Source organism: Bradyrhizobium sp. (assembly GCF_049798375.1).
In the GTDB taxonomy this organism is placed as follows: domain Bacteria; phylum Pseudomonadota; class Alphaproteobacteria; order Rhizobiales; family Xanthobacteraceae; genus Bradyrhizobium.
Genome location: NZ_JBARGP010000792.1, coordinates 1 through 11,351, shown reverse-complemented (window position 1 = coordinate 11,351; position 11,351 = coordinate 1). Strand labels below are relative to the sequence as shown.

The following is an 11,351-nucleotide window of genomic DNA, read 5'->3' as shown; positions in this document are numbered from 1 at the left end:
CCAAACAGCTGCTTGATCTTATCCGACGGGACCTTTTCAGGCTTTTCGGTGATGCCGACCGTGCGCTGCCCCTGCACGTTTGAGTGTCCCCGCACCGGGCAGATGCCGGCGCCGGGACGGCCGATATTGCCACGCATCAGAGCGAGGCTGACCATGGTCTGCACGGTCTCGGCGCCCTTTTCGTGCTGAGTAAGCCCCATGCCGTAGACGAACATCACCGATTTGGCGTGCACGTAGACATGGGCGGCCGCCTCCAGCGCGCCGCGCGTCAGGCCCGAGCGCCGCTCGATCTGCGGCCAAGGACATTCACGCACCGCGGTTGCGAACTCATCCCAGCCATGGGTGTGCTCGCGGATGAAGTCATAGTCGATCACCGCATCGGGGCCGCCTGCCGCCTCCAATTCGAACATCGCCTTGGCGATGCCCATGATGGCCGCGGTGTCGCCGCCAGTCTTGACCTGATGATATTGCGAGGTGATCCGGGTCGCCGATCCGCTCAGCATCTCCACCGGCGATTGCGGATTGGTGAACTCGACCAGCCCCCGCTCGCGCAGCGGATTGAACGTCACGATCGGCACGCCGCGCTTAGATGCTTCCTGGAGCTGGTGCAGCATGCGCGGGCTGGAGGTGCCGACGTTCTGGCCGAAAAAGAAGATGCAGTCGGTCTTGGCAAAATCGTCCAGCGTACACGTGCCGACGGCAACGCCGATCGATTCCGGCAGTGCGGACGAGGTGGTCTCGTGGCACATGTTGGAGCTGTCGGGGAGATTGTTGTTGCCATAGGCCCGCGCGAACAGGCCGTACATGAAGGCGGTTTCCAGCGAAGCGCGTCCCGAGCTGTAGAACACCACGCTCTCGGGCGCGAGCGCCTGCAACTCCCTGCCGATATCGGCAAACGCGTCCTGCCAGCTCACCTCGACATATTTGTCGGAGGCTGCGTCATAGCGCATCGGATGGGTCAGGCGGCCTTCGGATTCCAGGTGATGATCGTCCCAGCCCTCGAGCTCCTTCACCGTGTGTTGGGCGAAAAAGGCGGGCGTGACGCGCTTGTGGGTGATTTCCCAGGTGGTCGCCTTGGCGCCGTTCTCGCAGAATTCGAACACCCTGGGATCGGCGGGCTTGGCCCAGGCGCAACTGACGCACATGAAGCCGTCGGGCTTGTTCTGCTTCAACAGCACGCGCGGGCCGCGGAAGGGAACGTGATCCCGGGTCAGGCTCTGCGCCAGAGACTTGACCGAGCCCCAACCGCCGGACGGATGATCGTAGTCCTGGACTTCGAGCTTGTCGCCCAGCTTGCGTTTTGCGGTCATAACGATCCCTCACCTTGTCCATTCGGCGTGCGCGCAACCGCGCCCAATCGTTCGCCCCGCCCTTACGGGGCGGCCGCATTCACGGGTGATGACACGTGGTGGGACAGTGAAGCGGCCATGGAGCGAGCAGTCTTTTCTCCAAGTCGTTGTCGCAGCTATCGTTCCTTCTTGCACCGCGGCGCTCATCGCTCGCGCACCTACTCCCGTCGCCAGAGGTCGAAGAGTTCCGAGACCGTGAGCAGATCGATCTGTTCGTGCATGCGCATCCGGTACATCGTCATCAGTGCATCGTGCCCCTCGTCGGAGGAGCTGCAGAGCGCGTCCTCGACGATGACAACGCGAAAGCCGAAATCGACGGCGCTGAGCGCGGTCGAGAGCACGCAGACGTCGGTCTCCGCGCCGGTCAGCACCACGGTCTCGATGCCCTTGCCGACCAGGAGGTCGTACAATCCCGACCGCGTGAATGCCGAATAGGCCGGCTTGTCGACGACAAGCGCCGGCGGCGCGTAGGGCGCCAGCGCGGGCACCAGGTCAAGCTCGTTGCCGTGAAGGTTCTGGCGCGTGGCCTGCTCCCATCGTTTGAAATAATGGCGCCAGCGGCCAGGTCTTTCCTCGGGATGCAGCGGCGGGATGAAGCGCGTGAAGACCGTGCGCTCGCGGTAACGCGCGACGACCGCCTCGATCGCCGGCAGCACCTTGGTCATCCAGGGCGTTGCCCAGAGGCCGCCAGGAGCGAAGATGTTCTGCATGTCGGTGCACAAATGAACCGCGTTCCGGATCTCATCCATCGTGCCTGTTCCTGCTTCCTGCTCTTGCAGATGGGGAACAGTTCGGCCGGAACCTCGTTCCAATTGGACATGACGAGCGGCGCGCGCGGCGCTGCGAGAGCGGGGAGCCCAGTATGGCCAAAGCGAATCCAGACTTCGTTGCTGCCTTAGGGCAGGCCGCCTTGTCGATGTGGGGCGATCTGCCGCGAGATCTCCAGGAGACGCTGTTCGAAACCGCAATGAAGGGCCGCGACGACCAGCGCGAGGCGATGGCCCGGCTGCTGCACGAGCGGCATCCGCGCACGGCGCATCCACCATTGCCGGCGGCCTGAGACGACGGCGGGTCGCTTCCATCAAACTGACAAACTGAGCCTCGGGCCGTCATTGATCCAGCAGATCGAGGAACTCCTCGACGCGCTTCAGCGGCTCCGCCTTACTCTTGCTGACATAAATGATGCGATCGCCATCGCGCTGCAGCAGCTTGGATTTCATCTTCCTGAGCCGTCCCGCGAGCAGCATCGCCGCGATCGCCTCGGGCCCGACATCGAGCCGGACGATGCCTCGGTCCCGGCAATTGATCCTCAGCCTCGCAATCGCAAAAAACTCCTGCGCCGCCGGCGGTAGCTTGCCCAGGCGGCGAATGGTTTCATCCTCCAGGTCTTCCAGTTCCTCGTCGTTCCGACACCGCGCCGCTCGTGTGTAGATCTCGAGCCGTACGGCCTCGGATTGTACGTAGCTCGACGGCAGCAGCTCCGATGTCGGCAAGTTCAGCTCCGGAAGCCAAAGCCCGGCCATGCCTTCATGGTCCTTCTCGACCGCCAGTTTCAGGAGCTGGCTGGAAAGCGTCGGACCGAACACCTGCATGTGGCCCGACTGCTCATCGGACATGAAATCGCCGCCGCCACGGAGATCGAGATCCCGCGCGCTGATCGCAAAGCCTGCGCCGGGCCGGTTCAGCTCCTCCAGAACAGCCAGCCGCTTCTCGGACTGCGCGGAGCCCGCATCGGTCAGGAACAGCGCAAATGCCCGGATGCCGCCGCGGCCGACCCGTCCCCTGAGCTGATGCAGCTGCGCCAGGCCGAACATCTCGGGCCCGCTCACCACGATGGTATTGGCGCGCGGAATATCGAGGCCGCTCTCGACGATGTTGGTGGCGAGCAGCACGTCGGCTTCGCCTTGGACGAAGCTCATCATCCGTTCATCGATCTCGTCGGCCGGCAGCCTGCCATGGATGGCGACAACACGAAGCTCCGGCGCCATGGATTGGATCCGCGCCAGCATCGGCTCGATATCGCGAATCCGCGGGCAGATCACGAAGCTCTGTCCATGGCGCCTGTGCTCGCGCAGCAGGGCCGCGGCAATCGCCGCATCCGACAACGGCGCAACCCGGGTCACGATCGGCACGCGATGAACCGGTGGCGTCGCGATCACGCTGATATCGCGCAGGCCCGCGAGACCGGCCGCAAGCGTGCGTGGAATCGGCGTCGCACTCATCCAGAGCGTATGCCCATGCTTCGCCATCGCCGACAGCTTCGCCTTCTCGGCCGCGCCGAAATGCTGCTCCTCGTCGACGATGACGAGTCCAAGATCGGAAAACTTCACGTCAGCCGCCGCGAGCGCCTGGGTGCCGACCACGACTCTCAGCTCGCCGCTTCTGAGCCGTTCCTTCACATCCCGCAGTTCGGAGGCCGATGCGATCCGTGACAGGTTTCCGACCTCGATGCCGAGCGGCGCGAAGCGCCGCGCAAACGTCGTGGCATGCTGGCGCGCGAGTACCGTCGTCGGCACCGCGATCACGACCTGTTTTCCCGCCAGCACGGCCGCGGCCGTCGCGCGCAACGCCACCTCGGTCTTGCCGAACCCGACGTCGCCGCAAATGATCCGATCCATCGGATGACCCGACGCCAGATCGTCCAGCACGTCACTGATGGCTTCCGCCTGGTCCACCGTGGTGAAATACGGAAAGCGGGCCACGAATTTTTCGTAAGCTGCCCCGGGCGGCACGAGTTTCGGCGCGCGGCGTCGCCGCCGCTGGGCCATCTGCTTGGACAGCTGCTTGGCCGCAGTATGGATGGCGGCCTCGGCCTCCGCACGCCGGGCGTGCCATGAGCTTCCGTCGGCCTTGTCCAGGGAGATGTCGCCGAGCTCCGATGCGTAAGGCCAGATCAGGGCCAGCTCGGCGAGCGGAACAAGAACGGCGTCGTCGCCGGCAAATTCGAGCCTGATCATCTCACGTGCGGGCATGTTGTCGCCGCCGACCGTCTGCAAACTGCCGAGGCGTGCCAGCCCGCGCTGCAGGTGAATGACCACCGAGCCGATCTCGGGCAGGTCGACCGCCTCGAAAGCCGCGGTCCAGGCCCGGCTCATCGGCTGCGGATGATGCGCCCTGCTGCCGAGCACATCGGTCGCAGTGATCACCACGAGCGGCTTCGGACCCGGTACCACGAAGCCCTTGTCGAAATCGGCCAACAGCGCGGCTTCGCCCCTGCCCTTGGCCGTCGCGTCCGCCCAATCGGAGAAGCACTCGGCGCGTACCCCGCTCATACGTCCCATCAGGCGCAGATCCTCGTCCACCGCGGCCACAAACAGAATGCGCGCACGGCTCCGTTGCGTCTCGCTGACGAAGGCGCGCAGCGCCTTCCTTGGCGCAGCCAATTTGGAAAAGTCCGGCGTTTGACGATAGGCCGCGTCGCGGGGCAGCACGGTGATCTGCTTTGCCCCCTGTTCCCAATCGCGTTTGGTCAGGTATGCGCGCTCTCGCTCCGCACGGACCGCCGCGTCCTCGATCGTCGCAAGCCAGGCCATTGCATGCGCCGGCGCCGCGGCATCGGCCATCCATTTGGCGTTCGCGCAATAACCGAACAGGCTCGACCTTTTGCTGCCTTGCTTTGCGAACGCCAGCCGCTCCGACATGGGATCGATCAGAAGCTCCTTTAGCTCGGAAATGACTTCCTGATCGCTTGGGTCGAATGCCGCGATCCGTCGTATTGTCCCTCCGGAATGTTCTATTCGGAACGGACCGAGCGCGCCTGCGGGAAAGATCTCGAACGTATTGCCGTGAAACAGCACGCCGCCCGGATAATCCGGTTCGTCGTCCGCGTCGTATCCAAGCGTCTCGAGATGCGCCTGAAGATCGGCCTCCGAGAATGCGCTTCCGACCTTCAAGGCGAAGCTGATCTTCGACCAGTTCGCCGGCATCGGCAGCCGCTCCATGATCGCTTCCGCCGTGGTGATCAGAAGCGCCGGCTTCTTCGACTTCGCGAGGCGCCGCAGGACAGAACTACGTCTGCCGGCGAGATCGCGCGACGGCTCCAACTGATCGAACGGCAGTGTATTCAGCCGCGGAAAAACCAGCACGTCACAGCCGGGCTCCAGCGCGTGCATGATCGCTCCCAGCCGCTCGGCTCGGTTCTCGGTCTCGGCCAGAAAGACCAGACCATTGCGGCCGGCCTTTCGCCACTGCGCCAGCAAATGCAGCGAGAGCATGCCGAGCGGCGATGATGAGGATATTGCGGTCCGCGCCGAAGGCGTCTTCTGCTTCTTTTTCTTTGCGCGACTGACAGTGCGAGGAGAGGTGGTCACAATGATCCCGTGATTGATCGTCGAAGGGCCGGATGCGGCAGCGAATCGTCGAGAAGCTTTACCGGATTTGAGATGCGAAGCCGCGCCAAATCTTTCTCGACGTCGATACGACAAACAGCTCTCGAAATGTTCGTTCCGTTGTTGAGCAGGAACCGAAGTCCACGCGTGAGCGCATCGAGGCCACGATTCGATTTGCCCCATTGAACGCGCTCAGACATGCGGCCGCGTCCTCGCGGCATGCGATGCCCGAGCTACGTTGACGATTGCCGCCCTCAACCGCAAGAGGGCGCAGGGAAGGCCGGGCGCCGGCTGACGCCCATGGTCCGCGTGCAACAAAAAAGCACGCGGCAGAACCACAGGTGCAGCCGAAATCGCCCGGCCTTCCCCGCGCGAATGGCTTACGGCTTATACGTACTCTCCCCGGGGACCGGCTCTCTTGCCCCCGTTCTGCGACAACGCGTGAACGCGTTGCGCAGGGCGTCAGCACCGGGACGCCAGGACCACACGACTTCGCCGTCCGTGCGCACGCCGGTCGTCTGCCGTCGCTCGCACGTCCATCGCAACCCGCCTCTACGTATCGTGACGACGCGTACGCCCCTCTTCGATGAGGCGGGATGCAGACAACAAACCACATTTTCCGAAAAAACGAAAGAAAAATATTTTCGTCCTAAAGCCTTGAAATTGCCTATCGCTCTGACGGGGCGGCGAAAATTTCCGTTTCCGCGCAAATCATCCGTATCGGGAAGCTTTGGAGCTAGCAGCTTCGAGACGGCCGCCTGCGCCTCCTCAGGAAAATAAGGGCTTACTTCGCAGCGAGATATCCACGGGGTATCTCCACCCTCATGGTGAGGAGGCGCAAAGCGCCGTCTCGAACCATGAGGCCCGCGGCGCTTATATACGCGGGAAGAACCCATGTGCGATAGCCCTTCGTCCTCACGCCTGCGGCAAATCAATATTCGACCGAAGCCGCACGACGATATCGGCTGGCGCCAGCACGTCCTGCTTTACCGCCTGTAGCGGCCACAACGTGTCGCCGTCGATCAAGGCCGGCATCGGCAAGCCGCCATCCGAAAGATTGGCGACAATCTGCAGCGTATCTCCGCTCCCGGTTTTCCAGCGCACATCAAGCCCTCCCGCCGCATCGCTCGTACCAAGCAGGTCGGCTGTCGCCGCTGTAAAACCCTGCTTGATCAGCGGCACGATGCGGTCACGCCGAATCCGCAACAGATGCTGCGTCAGCGCACGAAACTCCGCGCTGGCCGGCGCCTGCTCGATGGCGCGCCAGTCGAGCTTCGAGGCAAGAAATGTCCGTTCATCGCAGGGGTCTGGAATTTTCTCGCGCATCTCCGGCGTGGAGAACGCCTGAAAATGGGCGAATTCCTTGCGCCGGCCCTCGCGCGTGAGATCGGCCGCTTCGCCGGACCAATCGGCGAAGAACAAAAACGGCGTCTCGACCGCCGCCTCCTCGCCCATGAACAGCAGCGGGATGTGCGGATTGAGCAGCACCAGCACCATGGCTTGGGTGAGTTGCGCGCGACTGACCAGCTTCGACAGCCGTTCGCCGCACGCGCGATTGCCGATCTGATCATGGTTCTGCGCGAAGAAGATGGTCGCCTCGGGGGGCAGGTGAGCACTGGCCTCGCCGCGCGGCGCGTCATGTAGCGGGAAGACCTCGCCCTGATAGGCGAAGCCCTCGGTGAGGGATCGCGCCAGATGCGCCAGCGGCTTGTCGGCAAAGGCACGGTAGTAGCCTTCGCGTTCACCCGTCAGCAGCACATGCAGAGCATTGTGGAAGTCATCGCCCCATTGCGCGTTGTAGAGCCCGACCCGGCCGTTTGCGCGTTCGAGCAGATGGGCCTGATTGGCCTCGTTTTCCAGCATCAGGTGCACATGCCGGCCCGGCAATTCAGCGCGCACGGTCTCGGCCAACTCGACCAGAAAATGCCGGTCGGAATCGTCTTTCAACGCGTGCACGGCGTCGAAGCGCAGCCCATCAAAGCCGTAGTCGCGCAGCCACATCAGCGCGTTGCCAATCAGGAATTCGCGGACGAAGGCGCCGTCCTTGCCTTCGAGGTTGACCGCGGGCCCCCAGCCGGTCGTATGACGCGCATTGAAGAAGGGCTCGGCGTAGCTGTGCAGATAGTTGAGCTGGGGGCCAAAATGATTATAGACGACGTCAAGATAGACCATGATGTCGAGCTCATGCGCCGCGCGCAGCAGCCGCTTGAGATCTTCCGGCCGGCCGTAGCGGGCGTTGGGCGCATTGAGCAGCACGCCGTCATAGCCCCAATTGTGCCGTCCGGGGACGTCGTTGAGCGGCATCAGCTCGATCGCGGTGACGCCGAGATCGCGCAGATAGGACAGCTTGTTCTCGACGCCAGCATAGCTGCCCTCGACGCTGAAGGTGCCGACGTGCAGCTCATAGATGACGGCTTCCGGCCAGGGCCGGCCGGCATAGTGAACCTCATCGCGCAGTGCGGCGGTGTCGATGACCTCGCTGGGCTCGCCGACATCGTCGGGCTGAAACAATGAGGCGGGATCGGGGACGACCAGTTCGCCGTTGATGCGAAACTGATAGCGCGTGCCGACGCGCGCGGTCTCGCTCAGCGATTGATACCAGCCGTCATCGTCGCGCGCCATCTGGCGCGGCGGTCGACCGGTCTCAAGCAACTCGACGCACCGGGCTGTCGGCGCCCACAGACTGAAGCACACGCCGCCGTCAACGAACTGCGGTCCATGGCGTCGGCTCTGCTCATCACGTCCCAAACGCTGGTTCAACGCTCCCGCCTTTCGCGTCCTCTTGCCGGGGCCGTGTCGCCGATAGGCCTCCCGGTTCGCCGACTGACAAGCAGGGCTCGGTCCATTCGTTCCAAGGACGAGAGCACGCGCCCAGACGCGCGCCAATGACGGCCGCCCGGGCTTGCCGAGGTGCCCGAGCGGCTCACGCGTTCACGGTGTGCTCGCCGAGACGGCAGCAGGCTGTCGCCGCCGAATCTGATGCTCGATCACGAGCCCGGAATCGGTTCGGCTGCGCACGGGCGTCCTGGTCGTCCGCCGGGCAGCGGCCTGTTGCTGAAGCCGCTCGGCCCACTTCTTCTCAAGCGCCTCGACGACATGGCGCGGCAGATTTATGTCCTGCATTGTACCTCTCCTCAAGCTGCCGCCCGGCGCTCGGCCGAGCGCAGCCGCATCGGCTTGCCGCCCGGCGGATTGCGCGGGCCATCATCCAGGGCAGAGAGCGCCTCGAGAATGTCATCGATGCTGACAGGCGCTTTTAGCCCATCGGGCGCACGCAACGCCGGGCAGGATGCGATGGCCGACGCGTCGGATGCCCATGACGCGAGGATGGCGCGCTTCTCGGCGATCGTCAGGCGGGCGTCCGCGACGACATCCCGCGGGTGCTCGAAGACGGTGCCGGGGTGAAGCAGGGAATTGAAATCGAAAACGTTGTCGGTCGTTGCAGTATCGGATAAGGCGGTCGTCGGCCGCATGGGTGCCTCCAATGTTGACGAGTTGATGGTGTGCTGCCGCGCTGGCTCGGCACGGCAGCGATCAGCGGTGGTGAACCGGCTTACGCCGCCTTTGCCGCGATCTGCCGCGGGCCGGACGGGCCGGCCTCGGTGATCGCAATACGTCGCGGCTTCATCGCCTCGGGGATCTCGCGCATCAGGTCGATGATCAGCAAGCCGTTCTCGAAGCGAGCGCCTTTGATCTCGACATGGTCGGCCAGCGTGAATTGGCGCTTGAACGAGCGGGCGGAGATGCCGCGATGCAGGAATTGCCGTTCGTTGGTCTCGGCCGCCTTGCGGCCTTCGAGGGTCAGCACGTTCTGCTCGGCCGTCAGCGCCACCTCATCCGGGGTGAAGCCCGCGAGTGCGACCGAGATCTGGAAACGATCCTCGCCGGTCCGTTCGATGTTGTAGGGGGGATACGTCTCTTCGCTGGTCCGCTGGACCTCGTCGAGCACGTTGAAAAGGCGGTCGAAGCCGATGGTCGACCTCCAGAGGGGAGTCCAATCATACCTCATAGCCAAATCCTCCTTGGAGCAAGATGGGTACGAGCCGGCGCCGGACACCTCATCCGGCGCCCGTCTCAATCGGCGGAGCCCGACAGGCGCTCCGGTCGCGTACAGCGACGCCACAAAAATTAGTGAGCCGTCCGCTGTTTCAAGGGGGTCTCAGCATTTTTTTTGCAAAATTTTTGCGCGAGAACTGCGGACGGAATGGACAGCCAGTTTGCCGGCGCGGGTGCCGGTGCCGGACCCGCTACGTCCGCGCTTTGCGCAGCGAGTCATCCAGCCGCCGCCTTTGCTTCTCCCAGCGCGCGTCCTCGGCCTGCGATCTGCTCTCCAGCGCCTCGCGCTCGGCATCGATCGCGGCCGCCCTGGTTTCGTGCTCCCGTTCTGCCTTGTCCAGTGCGGCCTGCGCCTTGACCGTGGCCTGCTCGCGCCGCGCGCGCTCCTTGTCCCGGGCAGCCTCTTCCTTCCTGCGCTCGGCCTCCCGGCGCTTCTGCTCCTTCTCGTAGGCCAGTGCGGCCTTGCGTGCGGCCTTGTCGTCAGTCTTCTGGGGCGGCTGCTTGTTCGGCTTGGCCCGCACCCTGGCCGGGCGGCGCTTGTGGTCGTCGAGATTTGTCGGCAGGTCGGCAGTTTCGCCGAAAGGCTGATCCGATCCGACGGGACGCTTGAGCACGACGCCGGGTTTGGCCAGGGTCGCAGCGACGACGTCCGGATCTTTGCTTTCGCGCGCCGCGCCCTGGTGGAAGAGATTGCTGTCGGCGCCCCAGGCCTGCAGCGCAGCCTTCATCGATGGCGCCGCGATCGCCAGATCAAAAAAGCCGAGTGACGTCTCGAACGTCTTGAGTTGTCTTGCCATCGATCCGCGACCAGCCACCGACCCCGACGGGAACAGCCGGCGACCATCGGAGTTCCCTTGCCATTATGGCCAGGAGACTTCGATTATGGGCATCTTCACCAAAGACATCAAATCGATGGAAGACCTGCTGATGCATGGTCTGCAGGACATCTACTACGCCGAGCAGCAGATTCTCAAGGCACTGCCGAAGATGATCGACAAGGCGACCAACCGCGACCTCGTTGCCGGACTGAAGGCGCATCTGGAGGAGACCAACAAGCAGGTCGAGCGGCTCGACAAGGTGTTCGCCAAGCTCGGCAAGCAGCCGAGCGGCACGCAATGCCCGGCGATCGACGGCATCATCAAGGAGGCCGACGAGACCGCGGGCGAGATCGAGGACAAGGCCGTGCTGGACGCCGCCATCGTCGCAAACGCGCAGGCGGTGGAGCACTACGAGATGTGCCGCTATGGCACCTTGATCGCATGGGCCGAAGAACTCGGCCATGAGGAGATCGTGCGCTTCCTCACGACCAATCTGAACGAGGAGAAGGCGGCCAACACCAAGCTCAACACCGTGGCATTGCGCAAGGGAGTCAACAGCAAGGCCTCGAGCGTGGCCTGATCGTCTCGTGGCCTGAACGTCTGATGATAAACTACCGGCTCCGCGGCAGCGCGGGGCCGCGTTGCTCTGCACTGCCAGTGTTCCTGCGCACCAGCCTGGTTTTCCGCCGCACCATCCAGGCCGCCACAGCGACGACCAGCCAGGCCGCGGAGGCCCCGAGAAAGGCGCCGACAATGCTGGTTGTCACCAACACGGAAAACATCAGCGCGAAGGCCAGCAG

11 protein-coding genes and 1 pseudogene are annotated in these 11,351 nt (G+C 63.9%); 2 read left to right on the top strand and 10 right to left on the bottom strand.

The annotated features are described in order from the left end of the window. A partial coding sequence (locus tag WA702_RS30225) for an FdhF/YdeP family oxidoreductase (protein WP_425114195.1) occupies positions 1 to 1,310 on the bottom strand: 1,310 nt, incomplete at its 3' end. Between the two features lie 197 nt (positions 1,311 to 1,507). Continuing rightward, a complete protein-coding gene (locus WA702_RS30220; RefSeq protein WP_425114194.1) occupies positions 1,508 to 2,098 on the bottom strand; it encodes a cysteine hydrolase family protein in 591 nt (196 codons plus the stop codon). Between the two features lie 113 nt (positions 2,099 to 2,211). Here WA702_RS30220 and WA702_RS30215 point away from each other — a divergent pair, with 113 nt between their 5' ends. Next, positions 2,212 to 2,409: a hypothetical protein gene (locus tag WA702_RS30215; RefSeq protein ID WP_425114193.1), complete on the top strand. Its 198-nt coding sequence runs from the start codon at positions 2,212 to 2,214 to the stop codon at positions 2,407 to 2,409. A gap of 49 nt (positions 2,410 to 2,458) precedes the next feature. Here the strand turns inward: WA702_RS30215 and WA702_RS30210 are convergent, their stop codons facing one another. The 7 genes from WA702_RS30210 to WA702_RS30180 form a co-directional block, all read right to left on the bottom strand. Further along, positions 2,459 to 5,563: a DEAD/DEAH box helicase gene (locus tag WA702_RS30210; RefSeq protein ID WP_425114192.1), complete on the bottom strand. Its 3,105-nt coding sequence runs from the start codon at positions 5,561 to 5,563 to the stop codon at positions 2,459 to 2,461. Positions 5,564 to 5,655: 92 nt separating this feature from the next. Then, positions 5,656 to 5,877 carry a hypothetical protein gene (locus tag WA702_RS30205; protein WP_425114191.1) on the bottom strand — a complete coding sequence of 74 codons (222 nt, stop codon included), beginning with the start codon at positions 5,875 to 5,877 and terminating at the stop codon, positions 5,656 to 5,658. Between the two features lie 715 nt (positions 5,878 to 6,592). Beyond that, complete coding sequence (gene treZ, locus WA702_RS30200) at positions 6,593 to 8,371, bottom strand: malto-oligosyltrehalose trehalohydrolase (RefSeq protein WP_425114190.1); 1,779 nt, start codon at positions 8,369 to 8,371, stop codon at positions 6,593 to 6,595. Positions 8,372 to 8,608: 237 nt separating this feature from the next. Next, positions 8,609 to 8,800, bottom strand: coding sequence for a hypothetical protein (locus WA702_RS30195; RefSeq protein WP_425114189.1), 192 nt, complete (start codon positions 8,798 to 8,800; stop codon positions 8,609 to 8,611). 11 nt (positions 8,801 to 8,811) lie between these two features. Beyond that, complete coding sequence (locus tag WA702_RS30190; RefSeq protein WP_425114187.1) at positions 8,812 to 9,150, bottom strand: hypothetical protein; 339 nt, start codon at positions 9,148 to 9,150, stop codon at positions 8,812 to 8,814. An 80-nt stretch (positions 9,151 to 9,230) separates the two neighbouring features. After that, positions 9,231 to 9,686 (bottom strand): Hsp20 family protein, encoded by a 456-nt coding sequence (locus WA702_RS30185; protein ID WP_425114186.1) that lies wholly within the window; start codon positions 9,684 to 9,686, stop codon positions 9,231 to 9,233. A gap of 238 nt (positions 9,687 to 9,924) precedes the next feature. After that, a complete protein-coding gene (locus WA702_RS30180) occupies positions 9,925 to 10,530 on the bottom strand; it encodes a cell envelope biogenesis protein TolA (protein WP_425114185.1) in 606 nt (201 codons plus the stop codon). Between the two features lie 85 nt (positions 10,531 to 10,615). Between WA702_RS30180 and WA702_RS30175 the strand changes: the two genes are divergently transcribed. After that, positions 10,616 to 11,131: a ferritin-like domain-containing protein gene (locus WA702_RS30175; RefSeq protein ID WP_425114184.1), complete on the top strand. Its 516-nt coding sequence runs from the start codon at positions 10,616 to 10,618 to the stop codon at positions 11,129 to 11,131. 31 nt (positions 11,132 to 11,162) lie between these two features. On the opposite strand, the pseudogene WA702_RS30170 reads toward WA702_RS30175, so the two are convergent. Then, positions 11,163 to 11,351, bottom strand: a pseudogene (locus WA702_RS30170) (hypothetical protein); the annotation flags it as partial.